The organism is Roseomonas sp. AR75 (assembly GCF_005222815.1).
Lineage (GTDB): Bacteria > Pseudomonadota > Alphaproteobacteria > Acetobacterales > Acetobacteraceae > Falsiroseomonas.
Genome location: NZ_STGB01000005.1, coordinates 616,997 through 642,834 on the forward strand (window position 1 = coordinate 616,997; position 25,838 = coordinate 642,834).

General features: G+C 71.6%; 12 protein-coding genes. 6 read left to right on the top strand and 6 right to left on the bottom strand.

Annotated elements, in window-relative coordinates; genetic code table 11:
• The first annotated feature begins 214 nt into the window (after positions 1-214).
• Both pnp and E4T13_RS22410 read left to right on the top strand, forming a co-directional pair.
• A complete protein-coding gene (gene pnp / locus E4T13_RS22405; protein ID WP_137180566.1) occupies positions 215-2,482 on the top strand; it encodes a polyribonucleotide nucleotidyltransferase in 2,268 nt (755 codons plus the stop codon).
• A gap of 123 nt (positions 2,483-2,605) precedes the next feature.
• Positions 2,606-4,006, top strand: a complete 1,401-nt coding sequence (locus tag E4T13_RS22410) for a nitronate monooxygenase family protein (RefSeq protein WP_137180567.1) — start codon at positions 2,606-2,608, stop codon at positions 4,004-4,006.
• 76 nt (positions 4,007-4,082) lie between these two features.
• On the opposite strand, the gene E4T13_RS22415 is transcribed toward E4T13_RS22410, so the two are convergent.
• Positions 4,083-4,607 carry a hypothetical protein gene (locus E4T13_RS22415; RefSeq protein ID WP_137180568.1) on the bottom strand — a complete coding sequence of 175 codons (525 nt, stop codon included), beginning with the start codon at positions 4,605-4,607 and terminating at the stop codon, positions 4,083-4,085.
• Between the two features lie 219 nt (positions 4,608-4,826).
• Between E4T13_RS22415 and E4T13_RS22420 the strand changes: the two genes are divergently transcribed.
• The 3 genes from E4T13_RS22420 to E4T13_RS22430 all read left to right on the top strand — a co-directional run bounded on the left by E4T13_RS22420 (position 4,827) and on the right by E4T13_RS22430 (position 11,997).
• Positions 4,827-5,564: a winged helix-turn-helix domain-containing protein gene (locus tag E4T13_RS22420; RefSeq protein WP_137180569.1), complete on the top strand. Its 738-nt coding sequence runs from the start codon at positions 4,827-4,829 to the stop codon at positions 5,562-5,564.
• A complete protein-coding gene (locus tag E4T13_RS22425; protein ID WP_137180570.1) occupies positions 5,557-7,101 on the top strand; it encodes an ATP-binding protein in 1,545 nt (514 codons plus the stop codon). The genes E4T13_RS22420 and E4T13_RS22425 overlap by 8 nt, the downstream gene beginning before the upstream one ends.
• Before the next feature lie 288 nt (positions 7,102-7,389).
• The gene (locus E4T13_RS22430; RefSeq protein WP_170985159.1) at positions 7,390-11,997 is read left to right on the top strand and encodes an Ig-like domain-containing protein; all 4,608 of its coding nucleotides are present in this window, start codon (positions 7,390-7,392) and stop codon (positions 11,995-11,997) included.
• A 95-nt stretch (positions 11,998-12,092) separates the two neighbouring features.
• Here E4T13_RS22430 and E4T13_RS22435 read toward each other — a convergent pair whose 3' ends face one another.
• On the bottom strand, positions 12,093-12,995 hold the full coding sequence (locus E4T13_RS22435) for a PfkB family carbohydrate kinase (protein ID WP_137180572.1): 903 nt from the start codon (positions 12,993-12,995) through the stop codon (positions 12,093-12,095).
• Between E4T13_RS22435 and E4T13_RS22440 the strand changes: the two genes are divergently transcribed.
• Positions 12,994-13,689 (top strand): RluA family pseudouridine synthase, encoded by a 696-nt coding sequence (locus E4T13_RS22440; protein ID WP_137180573.1) that lies wholly within the window; start codon positions 12,994-12,996, stop codon positions 13,687-13,689. The genes E4T13_RS22435 and E4T13_RS22440 overlap by 2 nt on opposite strands.
• On the opposite strand, the gene E4T13_RS22445 is transcribed toward E4T13_RS22440, so the two are convergent.
• The 4 genes from E4T13_RS22445 to E4T13_RS22460 all read right to left on the bottom strand — a co-directional run bounded on the left by E4T13_RS22445 (position 13,690) and on the right by E4T13_RS22460 (position 25,819).
• On the bottom strand, positions 13,690-17,004 hold the full coding sequence (locus tag E4T13_RS22445; protein WP_137180574.1) for a hypothetical protein: 3,315 nt from the start codon (positions 17,002-17,004) through the stop codon (positions 13,690-13,692).
• 127 nt (positions 17,005-17,131) lie between these two features.
• On the bottom strand, positions 17,132-19,096 hold the full coding sequence (gene pbpC / locus E4T13_RS22450) for a penicillin-binding protein 1C (protein ID WP_137180575.1): 1,965 nt from the start codon (positions 19,094-19,096) through the stop codon (positions 17,132-17,134).
• 50 nt (positions 19,097-19,146) lie between these two features.
• Positions 19,147-24,321 carry an alpha-2-macroglobulin gene (locus E4T13_RS22455; RefSeq protein WP_170985160.1) on the bottom strand — a complete coding sequence of 1,725 codons (5,175 nt, stop codon included), beginning with the start codon at positions 24,319-24,321 and terminating at the stop codon, positions 19,147-19,149.
• A gap of 97 nt (positions 24,322-24,418) precedes the next feature.
• A complete protein-coding gene (locus E4T13_RS22460) occupies positions 24,419-25,819 on the bottom strand; it encodes an MDR family MFS transporter (protein WP_137180577.1) in 1,401 nt (466 codons plus the stop codon).
• Positions 25,820-25,838 lie beyond the last annotated feature (19 nt).

Genomic DNA, 25,838 nt, shown 5'->3' on the forward strand with positions numbered 1-25,838 from the left:
GGCGTTTCCGGCCACATGGGCGGTTCAATCCGGTACTCCGGAGCCCCCTTCCATGCCGCCCGAGACGCCGCTGCCACACCGGGCCGCCGCATCAGCGGTCGGGCACACCCTCGAAAGATCCCTGTCGTCGTTTCCTGGCCGTGCGCGCGCCCTGTCGCGCGTGCGGCCGCATGTCATGGCCGCGGCAAGGATGCCGGGCCGAGAAGGACGACGCATGTTCGACAAGTATTTCCGCAAGGAGATCGCCTGGGGCGGCCAGCTTCTGGTGCTGGAGACCGGCAAGGTGGCCCGCCAGGCGGATGGCGCGGTGATGGCGCGCCTCGGCGACACCATCGTGCTCTGCACGGCGGTGGGCAACCGCGGCGTGAAGCCCGGCCAGGACTTCTTCCCGCTGACCGTGAACTACCAGGAGAAGGCCTTCGCCGCGGGCAAGATCCCTGGCGGCTTCTTCAAGCGCGAGGGCCGGCCCTCCGAATCCGAGACGCTGATCTCCCGCCTGATCGACCGGCCGATTCGCCCGCTGTTCCCGGACGGCTTCCGCAACGAGGTGCAGGTGATCGCGACGGTGCTGTCGCATGACCTGGAGAACGACCCCGACATCGTCGCGCTGGTCGGCTGCTCGGCGGCGCTGACGCTCTCCGGCATCCCGTTCTTCGGGCCGATCGGTGCGGCGCGCGTGGGCTATGTGGACGGGCAGTACGTGCTGAACCCGACGCTGGCGCAGCGCAAGCAGAGCCAGCTCGACCTCGTCGTCGCCGGCACCGCCGAGGGCGTGCTGATGGTGGAATCCGAGGCGCAGGAGCTCTCCGAGGAGGTGATGCTCGGCGCGCTGGAATTCGGCCACAAGAGCTTCCAGTCCGTCATCCAGGGCATCATCGAGCTGGCCGAGGTCGCCGCCAAGGAACCCTGGGCGCTGCCCGAGGAGAACGAGGCGGAGAAGACGCTGAAGGCCCGCATCGCGGAGATCGGCCGCGCGCCGATGGCCGAGGCCTACAAGATCATCCCGAAGCTCGAGCGGCAGAACGCCGTTGGCGCGGTGAAGAAGCAGGTGGTCGCGCAGCTCGAGGCCGAGGGCCTGGATGCGGGCGCCGCCAAGGGCCTGCTGAAGGAGCTGGAGGCGGACGTCGTCCGCAACAACATCCTCGACACCGGCCTGCGCATCGACGGCCGCGACACCAAGACCGTGCGGCCGATCACCTCCGAGGTCGGCGTGCTGCCGCGCGCGCATGGCTCGGCGCTGTTCACCCGCGGCGAGACGCAGGCCTTCTGCGTGGCCACCCTCGGCACCGGCCAGGACGAGCAGATCATCGACGCGCTCACGGGCGAGTACCGCGAGCACTTCATGCTGCACTACAACTTCCCGCCCTTCTCCGTGAACGAGACGGGCCGCATGGGCAGCCCCGGCCGGCGCGAGATCGGCCACGGCAAGCTCGCCTGGCGCGCCATCCGGCCCGTGCTGCCGGAGAAGGACAAGTTCCCCTACACGCTGCGCGTGGTCAGCGAGATCACCGAGAGCAACGGCTCCTCCTCCATGGCCACCGTCTGCGGCACCTCGCTGGCGCTGATGGATGCCGGCGCGCCGCTGAAGCGGCCCGTGGCGGGCATCGCGATGGGCCTGATCAAGGAGGACAAGGGCTTCGCCGTGCTGTCCGACATCCTCGGCGACGAGGACCATCTCGGCGACATGGACTTCAAGGTGGCCGGCACCGAGGGCGGCGTGACTTCGCTGCAGATGGACATCAAGATCACCTCCATCACCTTCGAGATCATGAAGATCGCCCTCGGCCAGGCGCGCGACGGCCGCCTGCACATCCTGGGCGAGATGGCGAAGGGGATTTCCGGCGCCCGCGGCGACGTGGCCGCGACCGCGCCGCGGATCACCGTGATCAGCATCAACAAGGACAAGATCCGCGACGTCATCGGCTCCGGCGGCAAGGTGATCCGTGAGATCACCGAGCAGACCGGCACGAAGATCGACATCGACGACGACGGCACGATCAAGGTGGCCGCGACCAGCACGGAAGCCGCGCAGAAGGCGATCGACTGGATCCAGGGGATCACGGCGGAAGCCGAGATCGGCAAGATCTACAACGGCAAGGTCGTGAAGACCGCCGAGTTCGGCGCCTTCGTGAACTTCCTCGGCGCCAAGGACGGCCTCGTTCACATCAGCGAGCTCGCGAATGAGCGCGTGCAGAAGACCACCGATGTCGTGAAGGACGGCGACGCGGTGAAGGTGAAGGTCATCGGCTTCGACGACCGCGGCAAGGTGAAGCTGTCCATGCGCGTGGTGGACCAGCAGACCGGCGCCGACATCACGGAACAGGTCGGCGCGCGCCGTCCCCGCCCCGAGGGCGAGGGCGGCGAGGGCGGCGACCGCCCGCGGCGCGACCGCGGCGATCGTGGCGGGTTCCGCGATCGCGGCCCGCGCCGTGACCGCGAAGGCGGCAGCGGGGGCGGTGACGGCCGCGACGCGGCCGAATAACGCGTTGAAATCGGCCTGGCCGGGGCCTCCCCAAGGGGCTCCGGCCGCGCCATATAACCGTCTTGTCTGCCACGGGGAGAAGCCCGTGGTTCATGTCTGCACAGTCACCGGAGCGAGACAGCCTTGAAGGCGATCAACCCGATCCGCATGGGCGGTGTCGAGGTGCTGCCCCTCGTCGAGGGCGGCAAGGGCGTTGCCGTGTCCAACGGCGCCACCTGCGGCGGCTGGGCCTCGGGTGGGGGCGTCGGCACCTTCTCCGGCGTGAACGCCGACAGCTACGACGCCGACGGCACCATCATCCGACAGGTCTATCACGGCCGCACCCGCCGCGACCGGCACGAGGAGCTGGTTGCCTACGGCATCGCCGGCGGCATCGCGCAGGCGCGTGAGGCGCATGAGCGCTCGGGCGGCGTCGGCCGCATCCACATGAACGTGCTGTGGGAGATGGGCGGCGCGGAACGCGTGGCGCGGGGCGTGCTGGAAGGGGCCAAGGGCCTGGTCCACGGCATCACCTGCGGCGCCGGCATGCCGTATCGCCTCGCCGACATCGCCCGCGACTTCGGCGTGCACTACTACCCCATCATCTCCTCCGCCCGCGCCTTCTCCGCGCTGTGGAAGCGCGCCTACAGCAAGACCCGCGAATGGCTGGGCGGCGTGGTGTACGAGGACCCCTGGCTCGCCGGCGGCCATAACGGCCTGTCGAACTCCGAGGATCCGAAGAAGCCCGAGGACCCCTTCCCGCGCGTGCTGAAGCTGCGCCAGCAGATGCGCGAATTCGGCCTGGGCGACGTGCCGATCATCATGGCCGGCGGTGTCTGGTGGCTGGAGGAGTGGGAGGACTGGATCGACAACCCGGACCTCGGCCCCATCGCCTTCCAGTTCGGCACCCGCCCGCTGCTGACGCAGGAAAGCCCGATCAGCGAGGCGTGGAAGCAGCGCCTGCTGACGCTGAAGCCCGGCGACGTGCTGCTGCAGCCCTTCTCGCCGACCGGCTTCTACTCCTCCGCCGTGCGCAACGCCTTCCTCGTCGAACTCGAGGAGCGGAACGAGCGCCAGGTGGCCTACACGGCGGAACCCGTCGGCGACCACATCGCAGAATACGGCGTTGGCCCGCGCAAGCGCATCGTCTATCTCACGCCGCACGACCTGGCCCGCGTCCAGCAATGGGAGGTCGAAGGCTTCGTCGAAGCCATGCGCACGCCCGACAACACGCTGGTCTTCGTGACGCCCGACAAGGCGAAGGAGATCGTGCAGGACCAGATCGACTGCATGGGCTGCCTGTCGCATTGCCGGTTCAGCAACTGGGCGCAGACCGAGCCCGATTTCAGCACCGGCAAGAAGGCCGATCCGCGCAGCTTCTGCATCCAGAAGACGCTGCAGGACATCGCCCATGACGGCGCGCTGGACCACAACCTGATGTTCGCCGGCCACAACGCCTATCGCTTCGCCAACGACCCGTTCTACTCGAACGGCTTCGTGCCGACCGCGAAGCAGCTCGTCGAGCGCATCCAGACCGGCCGCTGATCCGGCGCCGCCCTGCCCCACGTCGGGGGCAGGGCCGGCCGGGGGCGGCGAGCCCTGCCCCCGGCCACCTTACCGATCAGTCGTTGTCGCGATCGTCGCTGCGGTCGTAGCCGCGATTGTAGCCATAGCCGCCGGACCCGTCGTTGCCCGAGCCGCCCGAGCCGTAACTGCCGCGGGCGCCGTCGTTGCCGCCGCTGCCCCAGTCGCGGTTCCGCTGCTGGTCATACTGGCCGTAGTTGCCCTGGCCGTAGTTCCGGCGCTCGCTGCCATAGCCGAAGCGCTGCTGGCGCTGGCCTTCACGGCGCTCATCCTCGCGACCCATCCGGTAGCCGCGATCATAGGCGTCGCGGTCGCGGTCGCTGCCCCAGTTCTGCCCGCTGCCCCAGCTCTGGCCGCGGCCCCAATCCTGCCCGCGCCCCCAGTTCTCGCCACGGTTCCAATCCAGGCCGGACTGGCCCTGGTTGCCGCGGTCATAGCCGTAGTTGCGGTTCTGGTCGTAGCCATAGGACCTGCTCTGCTGCGCCGAGGCATTGCCCGTGGCGAGCGTGCCGGTGCCGATGATCGCGGCGCCGAGCGCCACAGCCTTGATGATCCGTTGCATGCGTGTTCCTCGCTGTTTCCGGGACTGGCACGGTCGGGACGCGGTTCTCCCGGCTCATCGGTCTCTCCGGCGCTGCCGGCGACGCGTGCCGGGGAGTCAACCGCGCGCCCCGAAGGCGGGTTTCATCCGGCGCCGCATCGTGCAGCCTTGCGCCTGCGGAGGTGACAGGCTGCCCGGGTGCTGCTTATGTCCCACGCAACCGAAACGGTCAGGGCGGGCATGTCGCAGGCGTCGTCGCGCATCGCCGTGGTGGAGGACGAGGCGGATCTCCGCGATGTCGTCGTGGAATACCTCGGCGCGCAGGGCTTCGCCGCGCTGCCCTGCGGCGACGGCGCGGCGCTGGATGCCGTGCTGGCCGAGGCGCCGGTGGAAGCCGTGCTGCTCGACCTCAACCTGCCGCGGGAGGGCGGGCTGTCCATTGCGCGGCGCCTGCGCGCGCAGGACGATCCGCCGGGCATCCTGATGGTCACCGCGCTCGGCGATTCCATGGACCGCATCGTCGGGCTCGAGATCGGCGCCGACGACTACATCGCCAAGCCCTTCGAGCTGCGCGAGCTGCTCGCCCGCTTGCGCAGCGTGATCCGCCGCCGCCGCGCCCAGGCCGAGGCCGCCGCCGCGGTGCCCGCTGCCCCGCCACGCCCCGCCGCGCAGGAGCTGCGGGTCGGCCGGTATCGGCTCCGCCCCGCCGAGCGCCGCCTGCTCGATGCCGCCGGCGCCGAGGTGGCGCTGACGCCGATGGAGTTCGACCTGCTGCAGATGCTCGCCGAGCACCCGAACGAGGTGTTCACGCGCGAGCGGCTGATGCGCCTGCCCCCGGGCGAGGCGGCGGACCCGTTCGACCGCTCCATCGACATCCGCGTCACGCGGCTGCGCCGCAAGCTGGAAGCCGATCCCGCCAACCCCACCCTGATCCGCACCGTGCGCGGCCAGGGCTACCTGCTCGCGCCCGATGCGTGATCGCGACCTCCTGGCCCGCCTGACAGAAGCGGAGGCGCTCAAGCAGGGCGTGATCGATGCCGCGCTCGACGCCGTGATCACCGCCGACCGCGACTGCCGCGTGATCGGCTGGAACGCCGCCGCCGAGCGCATCTTCGGCCACCGCAAGGCGGAGATCATGGGCAAGCCGATCGGCGACACCATCGTGCCGCCGCATCATCGTGCCGGGCACGAGGCCGGCCTCGCCCGCTACCACCGCACCGGCTGCCCGCATGTGCTGGGCCAGCGCCTGGAGATGGAGGCGATGCGCGCCGACGGCTCCATCTTCCCCTGCGAGCTCTCGATCCACGAGGTGAAGGCCGCGGGCAAGGTGTTCTTCACCGCCTGGCTGCGCGACCTGACGCCGATGCACCAGGCGCAGGCCGAACTCGCCCGCCAGCGCGAACGCCTGCACCAGAGCGAGAAGATGAGCGCGCTCGGCAGCCTGCTCGCCGGCGTCGCGCATGAGCTGAACAATCCGCTCGCCGTCGTCGTCGCGCAGACCACGATGCTGGAGGCGATGGCGCAGGACCCCGCGGTGCGCGACCGCGCCGCGCGCATCCACGCCGCCGCGGCGCGCTGCGGCCGCATCGTGAAGACCTTCCTGGCCATGGTGCGCCAGCAATCGCCGGTCCGCACCGCGGTGGAGGCGAATGCCGCGCTGGAGGGCGCGCTCGATCTCGCCGGCTACGGGCTGCGCAGCGCCGGCATCACGGTGCAGCGCGCGCTCGATCCCGCCCTGCCGCGCATCCAGGCCGATCCCGACCAGCTCGGCCAGGTGGCGGTGAACCTCGTGGTGAATGCGCAGGCGGTGCTGGCCGACCGGCCGGAGCCGCGCATCCTGCGCCTGGAAAGCTGGGCCGAGGCCGCGGGCGGCATCGGCTTCGCGGTGGAGGACAACGGCCCCGGCGTGCCGGAGGCGCTGCGCGAGATGATCTTCGATCCCTATGTCACCACCAAGCCGCTCGGCGCCGGCACCGGGCTCGGGCTTGCGGTGTGCCGCAACATCCTCGGCGCGCATGGCGGCAGCATCGTGCTGGAGCCGGGCACGCTCGGCGGCGCGCGCTTCGTGGTGCGCCTGCCCACCGGGGAGGCCGGCACCGAGGCCACGCCGCACGCCGTGGCCGCCGCACCGACGCGCCATCGCGTGCTGGTGGTGGACGACGAGCCGGAAGTGGGTGCGGTGCTGGCGGAGCTGCTCGGCCTGCACGGCATCGAGGCGGAGACGGCCGGCGACATCGCCGAGGCCCGCGCGCGGCTGGCCGCGCAGCGCTACGACGCGGTGTTCTGCGACCTGCGCATGCCCGGCGGCGGCGGCGCGGCGCTGTATCGGGAGGCGCTGGCCGCGCAGCCGCATCTGCGCGGCCGCTTCGCCTTCGTCACGGGCGACACGGTGGCCGGCCCCGGCGCCATCGGCGCGCTCGACCCGCAGTCCCCCCCGCCCATCCTCGAAAAGCCCTTCACGCCGCAGGACGTGGCGGATGTGCTGGCGCGGCTGGAAGAGCGGGGCGCGGGCTAAAGCAGATCGCGTTCAGATGAACTCATCCGAACGCGTGAAGATGCTCTGAAAACAGGAAGCTAGAGCCTGCGACGTGAGCGCGAGCGAACGCAGCATGCTCCAGCAACCTCACCCGCGCGTCTCGCGGGTTTCGCGCATTCCGGTCGCTGCACAAGACGTGGGATCGCCCGCCTCGGCGAGGTGTTCGCCGTGGCGAACGGTGCGTCCAGAACGATGCGCGGACGGATAGGCAGCGCGGCGCCATCCTCTGTCCCGACCGGCACGACACAGCACGGGGGAAGAGGCGTCATGGATTCCTTGCCGACAACGACGGCCAGCTACATCTGGTTCGGTACCCGCGCAGTGGATTTTGCGAACGGGAAGAACACCGGCGCGCAGCTCGAGGAGCTCGACGACGCCGGGGATTTCGCCACCCGCACCTTCAAGGATGGCTCGACCGCCGACTACACCGGCACAGAGTGGCAGCAATTCCTCGCCTTCTCCGCCACCCAGGCCGATCTCGACGCCTTCAACGCCGCCAACGCCAATGGCATCGACCTCTCCGACGGCGTGGACGTGGCACTCGCCGGCCAGGTCGACAGCACCGGCGACCTGCGGGTCGGCGAAGGCGTGGACGCCCACAACATCGCCGACCTCAATGGCGGCCGCATCGTCGATGTCAGCGGCCTGCTCGACGACGCGGACGATCCCATCCGGATCACCGGCCTGGGCAAGGCCGGCGGCGGCAAGCTCGATGCCGCGGGCATCGACGCCGCCGACACCGGCAACCGCGTGATGTTCTCCAACGATCTCGGCTTCGGCCTGATCGGCGGCGCCGGCTTCGACCCGAACGGCAACGCCGCCCGCATCAACAACGGCGAGTCCATCGATTTCGAGATCCGGCAGGACAAGGTGCTGCTGCTCGCCTCCTTCACGGTGAAGGTGCTGGGCGACGCCAGCACCGCCGTGCTGATCGACAGCGACGGCGCCACCATCCGCGACACCAACGGCGATGCGCAGGGCGGCTTCGTGCAGGACGAATCGTCCGGCGAGCTGAACCTCGGCGACCTCGCGCACGGCACGAAGGTGACGATCGACTACGTCAACCAGACGATCCTGTTCGATGAGTCCGTGCTCTTTGCCGGCGACGCCGCCGCCTTCTTCGCCGCCTTCGCCGCAGGTGGATCGAATCACCTCACCCTCGGCTCGGTGGTGGACAACCAGGTCGGCTGGTCCGCCGACGACCTCGTGCTGGTCACCGATGTCGCCATCGGCACGCCGACCAACCGGGCGCCGCTGGCCCAGGGCTTTGCGGGCGGGACCGGCGAGGAGGACACCGGCATCGCCGGCCAGGTGAACGCGACCGACCCGGATGGCGACACGCTGGCCTATGCGATCGCGGCTGGCGACGGACCGTCGCATGGCAGCGTCTCCCTCGATGACGCGACCAGCGCCTTCCTCTACACGCCCGAAGCCGACTTCAGTGGCACCGACAGCTTCGTCGTGACGATCACCGACGGCAATGGCGGCAGCGCGACGCAGGTCGTGAGCGTCACCGTGACGCCGGTGAATGACGACCCGACCGTCTCGGGTGACGCCAGCGGCACGGGTGACGAGGACACCACCATCGCCGGCGACCTGGATGCCGAGGACGTTGACGGCGACACGCCGGCCTTCTCGATCCTCGCCGACGCCACGCATGGCACCGCCAGCATCGATGCCGCGACCGGCGCCTGGGAGTATGTCCCCGACGCCGACTTCAACGGAAACGACAGCTTCGTCGTGCTCGTCGAGGACGGCCAGGGCGGCAGTGTGCAGCAGGTGGTGAGTGTCACCGCGGCGGCGGTAAACGACGGTCCCGTGGCCATTGCCAGCCTGGTCGCGACCAATCAGGGCGAGGCGGCCTCCGGCTGGCTGACGGCCTTCGACGTGGATGATGGCGATACGCTGGACTTCGCGCTGGAGACCGGGCCGGCGAAGGGCGCGGTCGTCATCGCCGCCGATGGCAGCTTCACCTACACGCCGGATGCGGGCGAGACCGGCAGCGATTCCTTCAGCTTCACCGTGACGGACGGCGCTGGCGCGACCGCGACGGCTACGGTCGCGGTGGAGATCGCGGGCGCCACCGCGGCGCTGCCGCCGGGCTATGTGCAGCTTGGCTCGGATGCGCGGCATGTCGGGAACACGGCCGCCCAGACCGGATTTCGCTACCACGACATCGCGGCGCTGCCGGGGGGCGGCTATGTCCAGGCCTGGACGGGCACGGATAGCAGCGGCCAGGGTGTCTTCGTCGGGCGCTTCGATGCCGCGGGCCAGCCGCTTGGCGCCGCCATCCAGGCGAATACCTACACCAGCAGCAGCCAGTTCTTTCCCTCTCTCGCGACGCTGGCAGACGGCGGCTTCGTCGTCACCTGGGCGTCCCAGAACCAGGACGGCAGCGGCTACGGCATCTACGGCCAGCGCTACGACGCGGCCGGCAGCGCCATCGGCGCCGAGTTTCGCGCCAACACCTTCACCGACAACCACCAGGAGGTTCCCTCCGTCGCGGCACTTGCGGATGGCGGCTTCGTCGTCACCTGGATGTCCATTGGCCAGGACGGCAGCGGCCGCGGCATATACGGCCAGCGCTACGATGCCGCGGGCGCCGCAGCCGGCGCCGAGTTCCGCGCCAATACCTATACCAGCAGCGACCAGAGCTATCCCTCCGTCGCGGCACTGGCGGGTGGCGGCTTCGTCGTCACCTGGATGTCCATCGGCCAGGATGGCAGCGGCTCTGGCATCTACGGACAACGCTACAATGCCGCCGGCAATGCCGCCGGCGCAGAGTTCCGCGCCAATACCTTTACCACCATCGACCAGCGCTATCCCTCTGTCGCGGCGTTGGCGGATGGCGGCTTCGTCGTCACCTGGGCGTCCCAGAACCAGGACGGCAGCGGCTCTGGCATCTACGGCCAGCGCTACAACGCCGCCGGCAATGCCGCCGGCGCCGAGTTCCGCGCCAATACCACCACCAGCAGCGACCAGAGCTTTCCCTCCGTCGCGGCGCTGGCGGATGGCGGCTTCGTCGTCACCTGGATGTCCGTCGACCAGGACGGCAACGGCTACGGCATCTACGGCCAGCGCTACGATGCCGCCGGCAGTACAGTGGGCGGCGAGACCTACCTGCACGAGGCGACCTTCGGCAGACAGCAATACCCGCGCGTCGCGGAACTCGCCGATGGCACGCTCGCCGTCGCCTTCAACGACAATCTCGGCGGCCTCGTCGTTTCGCTCGACGGCGAAGCGCCGGCGGTGGACGCGATCCCGAGCGACTACGCCGCCAGCCCGCCCGTCGTCACGACCTCAGGTTTCTCCAAGGAACCGGCCAGCTTGACCGGCGCGCGCAGCGTCGCGGCGTTGGCGGATGGCGGCTTCGTCGCCACCTGGATGTCCAACTTCGAGGATGGCAGCTTCGGGGGCATCTACGGCCAGCGCTACGATGCCGCCGGCAATGCCACCGGCGCCGAGTTCCGCGCCAACACCACCACCAGCAACGACCAGTCCTATCCCGCCGTCGCGGCGCTGGCGGATGGCGGTTTCGTCGTCACCTGGCAGTCCTACCTCCAGGACGGCAGCGGCAGCGGCATCTACGGCCAGCGCTACGACGCCGCCGGCAATCCCGCCGGCGCCGAGTTCCGCGCCAACACCTACACCAGTATCGATCAGGCCTATCCCGCCGTCGCGGCGCTGGCGGATGGCGGCTTCGTCGTCACCTGGATGTCCAACTTCCAGGATGGCAGCTTCGGGGGCATCTACGGCCAGCGTTACGATGCCGCCGGCAACGCCACCGGCGCCGAGTTCCGCGCCAACACCTATACTAGCTTCTCGCAGTACTATCCCTCCGTCACGACGCTGGCGGATGGCGGCTTCGTCGTCACCTGGTCGTCCAGCGGCCAGGACGGCAGCGGCTGGGGCATCTACGGCCAGCGCTACGATGCCGCCGGCAATGCCGCCGGCGCCGAGTTCCGCGCCAATACCTATACCGACAGCGACCAAAGTTATCCCTCCGTCACGGCGCTGGCGGAGGGCGGCTTCGTCGTCACCTGGATGTCCAACGGCCAGGACGGCGGCAGCTACGGCATCTACGGCCAGCGCTACGATGCGGCCGGCAATGCCGCCGGCGCCGAGTTCCGCGCCAATACCTATAACAGCGGCGACCAGAGCTATCCCTCCGTCGCCGCCCTGGCAGATGGCGGCTTCGTCGTCACCTGGATGTCCTATCCCCAGGACGGCAGCGGCTACGGCATCTACGGCCAGCGCTACGATGCCGGCGGTAATGCCGACGGCCCGGAATTCCGCCTCTCGGCCGAGACAGACGGGGACCAGCTTTATGCCGACCTCGTGCAGCTCGTTGGCGGCGAACTCGCCCTGATCTACCTCCAGAACAGCCAGATCGCCACCCGCGTGCTGGTGGAGGTGACGGAGGCCATCGCACCGAAGGACATCGCGGGAACACCGGGCAACGACGTGCTGCTCGGCGCGGAGGGCGAGGACAGCCTCTCCGGCGCCGCCGGCAACGACATCCTCATCGGTGGCACCGGCAATGACAGCCTCACCGACGGGCCAGGCGCCGACACGCTCTCCGGCGGCGCGGGCGAGGACATTCTTGCCTTCACCACCCCTGGCGACCTCGGCGACCGCGTGACCGACTTCACCCAAGGCGAGGACCTGCTGGACCTCACCGCGCTGCATGGCGGCACGCTGGTCTTCGAAGCCGGAGGCGGTGCCGTGCTGAGCCAAGCCTACAGCGTCTCCGTCTTCCAGGATGGCGGCGACTCCGTCGTGATCGCCGACCTCGACGGCGACCCTGCCGCGGCGGAGTTCCGCGTGACGCTGACCGGCACACACGCCCTGACCGAAGCCGACTTCATCCTCTGAGGCCGCTCCCCCCTCCCCTGCCTCGCCTCTCCCTCTCCACCCTCAGGGGGGAGAGGGTCGGGGTGAGGGGGGCTGACAGGATCAGAAAGCCAGGCTCACCCCCGCAACAACTCCTCCACCATCGCCCGCGTCGGCGTCGCGCCGTCCCTTGCGCGCAGCGCCCCGGCCGCCGAGGCGAAGCGCATCACCTGCTCGATCGGCTGCCGCTCCGCGATCGCCAGCGCATAGGCGCCGTGGAACACGTCGCCCGCGCCGGTCGTGTTCGTCGCATGCACGCGGAAGGCGGGCGTCCGCTGCGGGGTCGGGTCCGCCTTCGTCATCCACAGCGTCCCCTTCTCGCCCTGCGTCACCGCCGCCACCTGGCAGCCCTCCTCCAGCGCGCGGCGCAGCGCCTCCACCGGCTTCCTGCCCGGCGCATACAGCGCGAGGCCCGGCACCGAGAACACCGCGTGATCCACTCGCGGGATCAGGTCCATCAGGATGCGCGTCTCGGTCTTCTCGCCGTCGATCACCGTCGGCACGCCCTTCGCGCGAGCGTAGTCCAGTGCACGCGCCGCGCCTTCCGGCCAGCGGGGGTCGCACAGGAAGGCCTGCGCGGTGTCGATGCGGTCCAGCGGCAGCCAGTCCGGCTCGGTGCCGAGGTTCTCGCCGCGATACGAATAGATGCTGCGTTCGCCCATCGGGTCCACCAGCACCGCCGAGACCGGCGTGCGGCCGCCCGGCGCCAGGCGGCATTGCGAGACATCCACCCCCTGCTCGGCCAGCGCGTCCAGCAGCGGGCGCCCATTGAGGTCATCCCCCACCCGGCCCCAGAAGATGCAGTGGCCGCCCAGGCGGCTCACGGCGATCGAGGCATTCGCCGCCAGCCCGCCCGCGCCGAGCGCATAGCTCCGCGCGCGGTTCTTGGAAGGCGGCTGCACGATGTCCTCGACATGGAAGGTGTGGTCCATGACGACGCTGCCGAGGCAGACGACGACGGGGCGGAGGTCCGGGGCCATGCGGCGCAGGCTGCCCGCCAATGCTGCACCGCCGCAAGCGGAGATTGACCCGCCCGCCTGGTTGCGCGCGCGGCTGCTGCATGTCGGGCCGGAGGTGCTGGTGCTGGACAAGCCCGCCGGCCTGCCGGTTTCGTCCCGTGCGGGTGACGCCCTCGAACGCTGGCTGCCTTCCCTGCGGATGGGCAAGCGGCGCGACCCGCAGCCGGCGCATCGCCTGGATGCCGATACGTCCGGCTGCCTGGTGCTGGGCCGCACGGCGCCGATGCTGGCCCGCCTCAACGCCCTGTTCGCGGAACGGCGCGCCCGGAAGACCTACTGGGCGGTGCTGCGCGGCACGTTGCGCGGGGAAGCGGGCGTGGTGGACGCGCCCTTGCGCAAGGTCAGCACCAGGCAGCGCGGCTGGCGGATGGAGGCGCATCCCGAAGGCGATCCCGCCCGCACCGCCTGGCGCGTGCTGGGCCGCGCGCCCGGCCTGACCTGGGTCGAGCTATGCCCCGAGACCGGCCGCACGCACCAGCTTCGCGTCCATTGCGCGACACTCGGCGCGCCGATCCTGGGCGATGCGCTCTACGGCGGCGGCACGGGCGGGCTGCACCTGCTGGCGCGCAGCCTCGCCCTGCCGCTCGAGCCGCCGCTGCAGGTCACGGCGCCGGTTCCGGCGCATATGCAGCCCGCCATCGCGGCCTGCGCGTGACTATCCGATCAGGATGTCGAAATCGGCCTGGGTCGCGCCCTTCACCTGCAGGATCTCGGTGGTGAACCCATCCGTGATCGCGAACCGCCGCCCGCCGAGATGGGAGACTCCGATGGGATGGTCGCTTTCGACCACCAGGCGGTCGCCCTCGGCGGCATTGAAGTCCAGGATGGAATCGCCCGCGGCGAAGCCGAAGACCAGGCGGAACAGGTCGGCACCGAGGCCGCCGCGCATCATGTCGCCGCCCGCGCCGCCTTCCAGCGTGTCGTCGCCCGCATCGCCCATCAGGATGTCGCTGCCTGCGCCGCCGAACATCTCGTCATGGCCGAGGCTGCCGTTCAGCGTATCCGCGCCGTCGTCGCCGAACAGCTGGTCGCGTCCGTCGCCGCCGATCAGGATGTCGTCGCCGGCCTCGCCGCGCGCCGTGTCGCCGCCCGATCCCGTGCGCACCACGTCGTCGCCCGCGCCGGCCAGGATGAGATCGCCGCCGCCGCCGCCCCAGAGGCTGTCGTTGCCCGCCCCGCCGATCAGCCGGTCGTCGCCCTCCCCGCCGAACAGCTGGTCGTCGTCGTCGCCGCCCGAGAGGCGGTCGTCGCCGCCATTGCCGCGCAGCACGTCGCGGCCACGCCCGCCATCCAGCATGTCGACGCCGCTGTCGCCGATCGCCGTGTCGTCGCCGCCATTGCCGTTGAGGAAGTTCTGGCTGCCGCGGCCCTTCAGCACGTCGTTGCCCTCGCCGCCGGACAGCGCGCCGCCGCCGATATCGGCGCGCGCGGCGCCGGAGACCGCAGTCGCGAACCGCACGTCCTGCGTCGTCAGCGTGCCGGTGAAGTTCTCGAGCACGACGCTCGCCGTGCCGCCATCCGGCGTGAAGATCGTCACCCCGCTGCTGCCGAGCTGGACCTGCGACGCCGCGATGCCGACGGGCCGCAGGTCGATCAGGTCGCCATCCGCGGGGGAGAAGTCGGTGATCGTGTAGACCTCGCCGTTGCGCACGCTGAGCACCTGGAACAGATCCGCGCCGCCGCCGCCGGTGAAGGTGAAGCCGTCCGTCGCGCTCGCGGTGCCGCCCAGCGTGTCGGCGCTGCCCGAGCCGATCAGGCCGGCCGGCGCGCTGCCCTCGAAGTTCAGCACGTCACCCTCGGCGTCGCCGCCGCTGGTCACCGCATCGGTGAAGAAGAGCTGCACCAGCACGGGGCTGTCCAGCAGGACCCCGGCGCTTGCATAGCTGAAGGTCACGCCGCCCGCGGTCGCGTCGATGTAGTCCGCCCCCGCGCCGCCTTCGACCGTGCCGCCCGCCATCATGCGGATCCAGTCGTTGAGCGGCCCGCCGATCACGTTCTCGAAGCCCGACAGGGCGTAGGTGCTGCTGTCGGCTGCGATGAAGGGCCGATCGGCGCTGACGGGCGCCGAGAGGTCGACATCGTCGCTCAAGGCGCGCTCGCCGGCGACGTTGTTCTTCAGGTCGACGTAGAGCTGCATCACCGTCCGCGCGTCGGCGAGCTCGTCGGCGATGTAGAGCACGCCGAAGGTGTCCACGCCGTCGCCGCCGTCGAAATTCCCGTAGCTGCCGCCGCCGTAGATCGTGTCGTCGCCCGCGCCGCCGTACAGATCCTCGCCCTCCGAGCCGGCGCGGAAGCTGTAGAGGATGTCGTTCCCGTCGCCGCCATACAGGTCGTCGGAGCCGTTGGTGCCGTAGATGAGGTCGTCGGCGCCGAGGCCATGCACCACGGAGCCCAGGTCGGTCATGATCGCGCTGTCGGCGTAGTAGTCCTCGGCCAGCCTGATCACGGGGTTGCGGGTCAGGATGTCGGCATACACCGTGCCGACGATGAAGGGGCTGCCGGCGCCGCCGGATTCGCCGCGATAGACCAGCCCGCCGATCGCGCCGTAGAGGTCGACGCTCGTCCCCGCCGGCACGCCGTAATCGGAGGGCGGGTCGAAGGTGCCGCCGGGCAGCGATTCGGCCAGGCTGGACAGCGAATCGAACTGCGCCCCGGCGACGATCCGCGTCGGCCGGTCGAGCAGGAACTGCAGGATCGAGTCGATGATGCTGGGGTCGCTGTCCTGGCTGAGGCCGAGCGACGCCAGGAAATCGTCGCTGAGCGTCAGCTCCGCGTATTTCGTGCTGTTGTTCGTGAAGGTGATGCCCTGGCCGGAATCGCCGGCCGGGTCGGGCGCGAAGGCCCCCGGGGTCCCCGTCAGGTCCACGCCCGTCGAGGTCGGCAGCACCAGCACGTCCTGGCTCGGGTCGAAGTCGCGGATGACGAGGATGTCCTCCTCCGGCGTCGCGACCGGGCTCAGGCTGAGCAGCCAGCCGAAGAGATCCGTCAGGAGCGTCGCGCCGGCACCGCCGAGGGCCGCGCCCAGGAACCCGGTGGTGAGGTCCTTCGCCTCGCCCTTGAACCAGTCGGCCAGCGTGCTCTGCACGGCATCGCCGGTGATGGTGACGGCGTTCGCCGCGAAATAGCCCGTCCAGAACTCCGCGCCGCTGCTGCTGTTGGTGTCGTTGCCGTCCGTGTAGCTCAGCATGAAGACGTCGGCGCCGCCGCCGCCGCTCAGGACGTCGAGGAAGCCGGCGCCGCGCGGGCCGCCATACAGGAAGTCGTTGCCGATCCCGCCCACCAGCGTGTCCGCGCCGTCCCCGCCGAGCAGTTGGCTGTCGCCGCTGTCGGAGGTGATGGAATCGTTGTCGCCCCCGCCGGTGAGCGTGTCGTTGCCGCCGCCGCCCACCAGCGTATCGCTGCCGAAGCCGCCATCGATCGAATCGGCGCCGCCCAGCGACGACAGGACGTAGATCGCAGGGGTGAAGCCCGAAGTGGTCGGCCAGAGGCTGAAGTAGTCCACTTCGTCGCCGTACAGCAGATCATCGGCATCGGTGCCGCCGATCGTGTCGGCGCCGGAGCCGCCGTAGATGAAGGCGGTGTTGAAGTAGGTCGGGTCCTGGGTGGTGATCAGGTCGTCGCCGGGGCCGCCGAGGAAATAGCCGGAAAGCGACGTGACGCCGGGGCCGCCGATGGCATTGGTGATCGTGTCGTTGCCGTCGCCCATCGCGAAGGTGCCGTACACCTGGGTCCACAGAAGGTCATCCTCGACGACGGTCGAATCCGCGACCCAGGTGTACCAATACTTGTAGAATTCCTCGAACCCGGAGGCCGCCTGGATATTGATGTTGTAGGAATATTCTTCGCCTACCAGGAAAGCGATTTCCAGACCGTCGCCGGGAGAGGGAAAGTACTGCGGACTGACCGTCCACTTCCGCTCGGTGATGTTGACGTCAAACTCCGGGCTCCCCGGCGCGCCGCTCGACGACATGAGATATGTCCCAGTTTGCTTAACGATCTCTCAAGAATTGCATCATCCGATGCAACCGGACCCGCCGCAAGTCCTTTCAGGCTGAGCGGGATCGGCCGCGGGCCACCGGCGCCGCGACCGCGCCGCGTCAGCGCACCCGCAATTCCGCGCGCGCCGCCGCGCCATCGGCGTCCAGCACGGTGATACGGTAGAAGCCCGGGCCGGGCGGCGTCCATGCGGTCTCGCGCCGCGCGCGCTGCGCCTCCACCGGCGCGCCATCCACCAGGAAGGTCAACGGGCGGCGGCCGCCCGCGGCGCGGATCGTCACGCTGCCGCCCTCGGCCAGCACCGCGCCGGGCATCGGGAACAGCAGCCGCAGGCGGTCCGCGGCCTCGGCGAAGGGGGCAGGCGCGGCGCGCACCGGCAGCGCCTCGCGCGGGGCCGCTGGCAGCAGGGCGAAGGCCTGCGCCAGCACGGGCAGCGCCAGCGTCGCGCCGGTCGCACCGGGCATCGGCGTGCCGTCGGGCCGGCCGATCCAGACCCCCGCGACATGGCGTGCATCCAGCCCGAAGGCCCAGGCATCGCGGCCGCCCCAGCTCGTGCCGGTCTTCCACGCGACGCCGGCAGGCCCGCCGCGCGGGAAGGGCTGCACCAGCACGCCCGCCGCCTGCGCGGCGACACGTGCCGACAGCACGCGGGGATGCGCCTCCTCCTGCGCGGCGGGCAGCACGCGCACCGGCGCCGCCAGCCCGCCATCGCCGAGCATCGCATAGAGGGAGACCATGCCCCGCAGCGTCATCCCCGCCCCGCCCAGCGCCAGCGGCAGCGACGGCTCCGCCCCCGCCGGCAGCCGCGGCGGCGCGCCGGAGGCCTTGAGCAGCGAGGCGAAGCGGAGCGGACCGACCTCGTTCAGGAGCGCCACCGCCGGCAGGTTCAGCGAGCGCCGCAGCGCCTCGGCGGCCGTGATGCGGCCTTCGAAGCCGCGGTCGAAATTCTCGGGCGCGTAGCTGCCGAAGCGGCGCGGCATGTCCGCCAGCACCGTGTCGGGCCGCACCACGCCCTGTTCGAAGGCCAGCGCATACAGGAACGGCTTCAGCGCCGAACCCGGCGAGCGCACCGCGCGCGTCAGGTCCATCATGCCCGCGCGCGCCTCCTCGCCGAAAGCACCGGCCACCAGCGCGCGCACCTCGCGCGACCCGCTCTCCGCGATCACCAGGGCGAGGGCCGCGCGCGGATGCAGGTCGCGCAGCGCGTCGAAGGCCAGGCGTTCCGCCGCGCGCTGCAGGTCGCGGTCGAGCGTCGTGGCGATGCGCGCGCCGGGGTCGGCCTGCCGTGCGAGTTCGCGCGACAGGTGCGGCGCCAGGCGCGGCATGGGCTGGCGGCGCACGGGCACATCCTGCGCCAGGGCGTGGCGGCGTTCGCCATCGGTGACCTCGCCCGCCTGCGGCGCGCGCGCCAGCAGCACCGCATCGCGCGCGCGCCGCGCGGCCTCGGCGTGGCGATCCGGCCGCAGCGCCTCGGGCCGCCGCGCCAGCGCGATCAGCAGCGCGGATTCCGCGGCGTCGAGCGTGGCGGGCGCCCGGCCGAACCAGGCGAGCGATCCCGCGCGCAAGCCTTCCAGGTTCCCGCCCTGCGGCGCCAGCGTCAGCCAGATCGAGAGAATTTCGTCCTTGCTGAACCGCGCTTCCAATTGCAGCGCCCGAAACACCTCGATGGCCTTGCTGCGCAGCGTGCGCGGCCGCGGCTCCAGCAGTCGCGCGGCCTGCATGGTCAGCGTGGAGCCGCCCGAGACGACGCGCCCCGCGCGCACCCATTGCGCCGCGGCGCGCGCGATGGCGAAGGGATCCACGCCGGGATGGCTGAGGAAGCGTCGGTCCTCCGCCGCGATCAGCATCGCGACGAGATGCGGCGGCACGTCCGCCGGCATGGTGCGCAACCGCCAGGTCCCGCCGCCGACCGGCAGCACGGAGAGCGTGCGGCCCTCACGGTCCAGGATCTCCGTGCCGGTGCTGCGGTAGCGCGAGAGGTCGGGCGGGAAGAGCCGATCGAGCGCAAGGGCGGCGAGCGCGAGGAGAACGACGCAGAAAAGCCCCCACCCAACCCTCCCCCGCACTGCGGGGGAGGGTCGGGGTGGGGGCGGCGCGCCCTCCCCCGCCACGACCACTACCGCTTCTGCTGCGGCGCCGCCGGACGCGCCGGTGCCGGCGCCGGCGGCGTCGGCACCGGATCATCCGGCCCCAGCACCGTGATCCGCGCGCTGTTCTGCCGCGCGAAGACGCCGGGACGATACATGTCCTGCGCCTCCATCCCCGGCAGTTCGAACCGCCCCGCCGTCACCGCGCGCAGCCGCACCGCGAGCCGCGTCAGTGGCTGCTGCGGCGTCAGCGTCACCGCCGCGGCGAAGCGGTCGTCACGCGCGGGCATGCTGTCCGGCTCGTTCAGCGTGCCGAGCCAGGGCATGCCCTGCACATCGCCGGCCGGCAGCCGCCCGGTGATCTCCCACCCCGCCGGGAGGCCCTGCAGCACCATCGCCTGGTGCTGCTCGTTCGTCAGCGCGCGCGCTTCCAGCAGCAGCACGAAATCCGTGCCGGTGCGCAGCGCATCCAGGTTCAGCGGCTGGCCATCCAGCGCGAAGAAGCGCCGCGCGACGCGCATCCCCTGCGAGGCCGCAGGCAGCGGCGAGCTCGGCACCCCCACCACCGACACCGCCTGCACCACCGGCGCCTGGCCGCGGTTCTGCGCCGTCGCGTTGCCGGTGAGCTGCGCGCCCACCACCGCCGCCACCGGCAGATCGCGCCCATCGAGCACGATGCGCGCGGGGCGGCCATCGCGCCCGAGCACCTGCGCCGCCGCCACCGCCCAGCCCTGCTCCTGCGTGTTGGTGTTGGCGGGCGTGAAATCCGCGCCCGGCAGCCGCCCCAGCAGGTTCGGCAGCCGGTCCTGCGCCACGCCGCTCTCCTTCAGCAGCACCGCCATCGCCAGCAGGTCGCGCGATGCCGTGCCGAAGTCGAAGGACCAGAACTCCCGCGCGCCCGCATCCAGCGCGCGCGCAAAAATCTGCTCGGCGCGCTGCGTGTCGCCGGCGCGGGCGAAGGCGCTGGCAAGCTGCGCGCGCGCCAGCGGCGTCGGCAGCGCCTCCACATCCTCCGCCAGCCGCCGCGCCGCGCCCAGCCGGTTGCGCCCGGCCAGCGCCAGAACGTGCACGCGATACGCCATCGCGGCGCGCTGATCCGGCTGGTCCGCGTTGCGATCGAGCGCCTCCTCCGCCGCACGCAGCGCATCGTCCAGCGCCGATTGCGGCACCGTCACGCCCGCGGCACGCGCGCGCAGCAGCACTTCCGTCGCGTAGAGGCTCGCCCATTCCTGCGCCTGCCCCTCCGCGGTCCAGAACCCGAAGCGACCGTCGAAACGCTGCCGATCCAGGATGGAGGCGATCGCCCGCCCCAGCGCCGCCGCGTCATCCGCCGCGGTGTCCGGGTTCTGCGGCGCATAGACCAGCGCCAGCGCGCGCGAGGCGGTCTGCTCGATGCAGCCCAGCGGATAGTTCAGCAGCGAGGCGAGCAGCGCCGCCGGGTCGTAGCGCACCGGCGCGCCCCAGGTGGCGCGCGCCTGCCAGGTGCCGGGGATGAAGCGCGCGGACGGCACCTCCACCGGCGCCGTCTCGCCCGGCGCCAGGGTGCGCGTGGCGATCTCCGTCACCGGCGCGCGGGAGGATCGCACGGTGATCCGCGCCTCCCGCTGCGTCGCGAAGCCGTTCGGCCCAGTGACCGTCAGGCGCAGCACGCCATCACCCGCCACCGTCGCGCGCAGCGCCGTCGCGGGCGTCGCACGCGCCCCCGTCGCCAGCCGTTCCGACAGCTTCGCCGGCCCCGCCAGCTCGATCGCGCCGGACGCCGTCAGCGTCGCCACGATATCGCCCGCCGGCAGCTCGATATTGTGCAGCAGCACCGGCAGCCGCGCCTCGTCGCCCGGCGCCAGGAAGCGCGGCAGCAGCGCCTCCGCCACCACCTGCTCGCGCACCGTCATCGGCTTCGACGCCGCGCCGATCCGCGCGCCGTCCCAGGCCACCACCATCAGCCGCAGCTCGCCCGCGAAATCGGGGATGTCGAGCGGCACGCGCGCCACGCCGTCATTCCCGACCGCGACCGGCCCGACGAACAGTGCGACCAGGCGCTGCGGGATCTCCAGCGCCGAACCGGCGAGCTCGTCGCCGCCCTGGCGCAGCACCGCCGCCTCGCCCTCCGCCGGCGCGATCAGGCGGCCGTAATCGTCGCGGATATCCAGCCCCAGCCGCCGTCGCGCCAGGAAATGCTCGACCGGATCGGGCGAGCGGAAGCGCGTCAGGCGCAGGATGCCCTCATCCACCGCCGCCAGCGTCAGCATCGCCGTGCCGCCCGCCGCATTCGCCACGCGCACCGGAACCTCCACGCGCGTGTTCGGCCGCACGAGATCGGGCGATTCGATCGCCACATCCAGCCGTCGCGCGGCGGGATCCAACCCGATCCAGGCGAGCCCCAGCGCCCGCGCCGGCCGTCCCGGCGGCGACTGCCCCGCGCGGAACACGGTCACTGCCACATGCGCGCCCGGCCCCCAGGCCGCATCCACCGGCACCTCGACCTCCGCCCCGCCTTCCGGCACGGCGATGTCGCGCAGCGAGACCAGCCGGTCCGTCAGCACCGCGACACTCGCCTGCCCAGCAAAGGGCGGCGTGATGCGGATGCGGGCAACCTCGCCCGCGGCATAGGCGCGCTTGTCGGCGGCGAGGTCCACGCGATCCGGCACCTCCGCCGTCTCGCCGCCCGCCCAGCCCGAGCGGAACCGGTAGGAGGCGATGGCCATGCCGTTCGGCTGCGTCACCTCGATGCGATAGCGCCCGAAGGGCAGCATGCGCGCGAAGCGGCCGGGGCGGCCTGGCGCCACCTGGATGTCGGTGGAATCCACCGGCTCGTCGCGCCACACCGTCTCATAGCGGGCCACGCGCTCGCGCAGCACGATCCGCCAGTCCGGCCGCTCCCGCACCAGCCGCAGGCGCAGCGTCGCCGCCACCGCCTGCCCCGTGGGGCTGACCGCCGCGATGTCGAAGGCGGCCTCGGCATTCGCATCCACCGCGCCGCCCTGGAAGGCCGGACGGATCGCCAGCAGCGTGTTCGGGGCGCGCACCGGCAGGGAGAAGCGCGTCCCGCTGCCGCGCCCGCCCGGCTCCTCCAGCGTCACCGCGACCTCGGCCTTCACCGGCCGCGTGCTGTCCGGCGCGCGCGGCAGGTTGAGCGTCAGCGTGGTGCGGCCCTGCGCATCCGTCTCCGGCACCTCGAAGGTCTGAAGATCGGGTGCGAAGACCTCGTCGACGAGGCCGAAATGCCAGCCGCGCCAGGCCTCGAAGGGCTCGGGGTCGGGCACCAGGCGCAGCTCCGCGGTCCCCGTCAGCCCCTCCGCCGGGGCGCCATACAGGAAGCGCGCGGTGATCGGCACCTGCGTCGCCTGCCCGCCGACCAGCGCCGGCGGCAGCGGCCCGGCCTCCACCTCCATGCGCTCCGGCACGAAGGCGTCCACGCGGAAGGTGGTGCGGCCGATCGGCGGCCCGTCCGGATCGGCCAGCACCTCCACCGTCCAGGCCCCCGCCGGCGCGCCGGTGGAGAGCGCCACCGGCTGCACGAAGGCCGCGCCATTCACCCGCTCCGGCACGCCCTGCCAGAACACCTGGCCGTTCGGCCGCAGCACGCGCAGCCGCGCGGGGATGTCCACCGGCTGGCCGCCGGCATTGCGCAGCAGCGCCCCCACCTGCACCGTCTCGCCGGGCCGGTAGATGCCGCGGTCGAGCCAGACGAAGGCATCGAGCGGCCCCGGATGCGGCCGCCCCGCCGCGCCGCGATCCGACAGATCGAAGGCCGCCGTCTCCAGGTCGAGCGACGCGAAATCCTCGCCGAGGAAGACATGCAGCGCCATCGGCGCCAGCGATCCCTCACCGCGCAGCAGCGCCGCGTTGAAGCTGGCGAGGCCCTGCTCGTCCGTCGTCGCCTCCGCCAGGACGTCGTTGTTGCGCGCCACCAGCGCCACGCGCGCGCCCGGCTTCGCCCGCGCATCGGAGAAGGCGCGGATCTGCGCCGAGAGCCCGCCGGCACCGCGCCAGGCGGTGATGCCGAGATCGGTCACCAGCACCGCCGCCGCGGCTTCCGCGCGGTAGCGCCCGCGTGACCCGTCCGCCGGCCGCGCCAGCATCACATACATGCCGGGACCCGCGGTCAGCAGCGCCTCGGGCAGCGGCATCGCGTTGCGCACCAGCCGGTTCGGCTCGGCCTGCGGCAGCACGACGCGGCCTTCCCAGACGACGCGGCCCATCTCCTCCGCCTGGCCGCCGGCCAGCCAGCTTTCCATCTGCTCGCCCGGCCGCCAGTCCCGCGTCAGCCCCACCAGGTTGCGCTCGCCGATGCGCGTCACGCGCAGCGTCATCTCCGCGACGTTGACCGTCGCCACCGTCATCGCCGGCGTCTGCTCGCGCGGCAGGATGAAGGCGCGGCTGTCGAAGATGATGCGCGGCGCGCGGTTGGGCATCGCCACGTTCACGGGCGTGTCGCGCATCATGCGCAGCCCGTCCTCGCCGGGCAGGCCGGCGCGCAGCACCAGCCGCGTGGTGCGGCCCCAGGGCAGGCCGGCGACGCAGAGCTGGTCGCCTTCCTTCGTCACCGCCATGCCCGGCACGGCGGGGTCGGCGCGCACCCAGTCGCCGGGCTGCCAGTCGTCGCGCCGCGCCGGCGCGGTGGTGAAGCTGAGGCAAACCCGCGCCGGCTCGGCGTCCGGCTCGGTGCGGACCTGGCGCACCAGGATGCCGGCATTGCGCCGCGCCTCGGCCAGCGCGGCGCGCTGCTTGGCATCGGCCGGCGCGCGCTCCACCACCGCTTCCAGCGCCTGGATCTGCCACATCGGCTGGTCCAGCCGCTTCAGCGCCTCCGCCATCAGCAGCAAGGAGGGGATCTCGGGCGCGCCGGCATCCACCATCATGAAGGCGCGCCAGCCCGCCTGAAGGGCGCGCATCGCCTCGGGCGGGGTGCGGCGAAGCTGCGCCTCGCCCAGCGCCAGCCAGGCATCCTGGTTCGCCTGGCCCATGCCGATGCGTTCTTCCCAGGCCTGCGCGGCGGCGGCCCAGTCGTTGCGCTGCTGCGCGGTGCGGGCGCGCTGCTCGGCCTGGGTGCGCTGCTGCGGCGTGGCGCCGGCGGGGAAGCGGCGCTGCAACTGCGACTGGTAGCCGACGGCGTCGTTCTCCAGCCCCGGTATCTCGAAGGCCTGCGCCGGCAGCGACAGGGCGAGCAGGACGAGCAGCAGCGAGACGACCCGACGCAGCATGGCCGGAAAACTCCCTCGGATGATGCGCAGCATGCCACGGCGCGCGTCGCCGTGCAGCCGGGGCGGCAAGCGTCCCGCCGGCTGCGTGACGCTTTTCCTACTCGCCCTTCCGGTGGCCGGAGACGCGCGCGCCCGCGTCGTGCGGCAGCCGCAGCGCGGCGGGCAGCGAGCCCAGCACGATGAAGCCGGCGACCAGAAAGGCCATGGCGAATTCCCGCTCGCCGGGCCCGGGGCTGCCGGTGGCGGCCAGCGCCCCTTCCAGCAGCAGCGACCCCACCACCACGCCCAGCGCCTGCCCCAGCTGCTGCACCACGCCGGACATGGCGGTGGCCTGGGCCAGCTTCTCCTGCGGCACGTCGGCGAAGGCCAGCGTGTTGAGCGAGGTGAATTGCAGCGAGCGCGTGACGCCGCCGACCGCCAGCACGATGAAGATCGCCGCCACCGGCCAGGAAGGCGTGAAGGCCGCGCAGATCGCGACGCCGAGCGCCGCCAGGCCGCAATTCGCCGCGAGCGTGGTGCGGAAGCCGAAGCGACGCAGCGTCGGTCGCACCAGCGGCTTCATGAAGAAGGCGCCGAGCGCGGTCGCGAAGGTGATCAGCCCGCTGCCCGCCGCCGACAGCCCGAACACCAGCTGCAGCTTCAGCGGCAGCAGGAATGGCAGCGTGGAAGCGCCGACACGGAACATCATGCTCCCGGTGATGGTGATGCCGAAGGTCGGCAGCTTCAGCAGCGAGAGGTCGATGGCCGGCCGCCGGGCGCGACGCGAATGGCGCACCGCCGCCACGGTCGTGACGATTCCGAGCGCCAGCATCGCCGGCGCGAACCAGGGCGGCGCGATGGGCCTTCCCATCGTCTCCAGCCCCGCCATCAGGAAGGCCAGGGCGAAGCCCCAGAGCGACAGGCCCAGCCGGTCCAGCGGGCCGGGGTCCTGCTTCTCCACATCGGGGATGAAGCGCCAGACCAGCAGCAGCCCGATCAGGCCGACGGGGATGTTCAGCCAGAACACCGCGCGCCAGGAGATCGCATCGGTCAGCAGCCCGCCGACCGGCGGGCCGAAGACCGGGCCGAGCAGGCCCGGCATGGTCAGCCAGGTCATCGCCGTGATGAGTTCTTCCTTGCGCACGCGGCGCAGCAGCAGCAGGCGCCCGACCGGCACCATCATCGCCCCGCCCACGCCTTGCAGGATGCGCGCCGCCACCAGCCAGGGCACGTTCTGCGACAGGCCGACGAAGGCCGAGGCGATGGTGAAGACCACGATCGCCGCCATGAAGACCCGCCGTGCCCCGAACCGGTCCGCCACCCAGCCGGAGACCGGGATGAAGACGCAGAGCGACACCAGGTACGAGGTGATGGCGACCGAGAGATGCACCGGATCGGTGCCGAGGTCGCGCGCCATGGCCGGCAGCGCGGTGGCGACTACGCTGGCGTCCAGGTTCTGCATGAACAGCGCGCTGGCCACGATGGCCGCGACGATGCGGGGGTCCTTCGCCTGCCTCATGCGCGGCAGCGCCGCCGTC

Excerpts from the sequence above, each read along its gene's own strand:
- pnp (WP_137180566.1), top strand. The coding sequence starts at position 215 with ATGTTCGACAAGTATTTCCGCAAGGAGATCGCCTGGGGCGGCCAGCTT.
- E4T13_RS22415 (WP_137180568.1), bottom strand. The coding sequence starts at position 4,607 with ATGCAACGGATCATCAAGGCTGTGGCGCTCGGCGCCGCGATCATCGGC.
- E4T13_RS22420 (WP_137180569.1), top strand. The coding sequence starts at position 4,827 with ATGTCGCAGGCGTCGTCGCGCATCGCCGTGGTGGAGGACGAGGCGGAT.
- E4T13_RS22425 (WP_137180570.1), top strand. The coding sequence starts at position 5,557 with ATGCGTGATCGCGACCTCCTGGCCCGCCTGACAGAAGCGGAGGCGCTC.
- E4T13_RS22430 (WP_170985159.1), top strand. The coding sequence starts at position 7,390 with ATGGATTCCTTGCCGACAACGACGGCCAGCTACATCTGGTTCGGTACC.
- E4T13_RS22440 (WP_137180573.1), top strand. The coding sequence starts at position 12,994 with ATGCGGCGCAGGCTGCCCGCCAATGCTGCACCGCCGCAAGCGGAGATT.
- E4T13_RS22435 (WP_137180572.1), bottom strand. The coding sequence starts at position 12,995 with ATGGCCCCGGACCTCCGCCCCGTCGTCGTCTGCCTCGGCAGCGTCGTC.
- E4T13_RS22445 (WP_137180574.1), bottom strand. The coding sequence starts at position 17,004 with ATGTCGTCGAGCGGCGCGCCGGGGAGCCCGGAGTTTGACGTCAACATC.
- E4T13_RS22455 (WP_170985160.1), bottom strand. The coding sequence starts at position 24,321 with ATGCTGCGTCGGGTCGTCTCGCTGCTGCTCGTCCTGCTCGCCCTGTCG.
- E4T13_RS22460 (WP_137180577.1), bottom strand. The coding sequence starts at position 25,819 with ATGAGGCAGGCGAAGGACCCCCGCATCGTCGCGGCCATCGTGGCCAGC.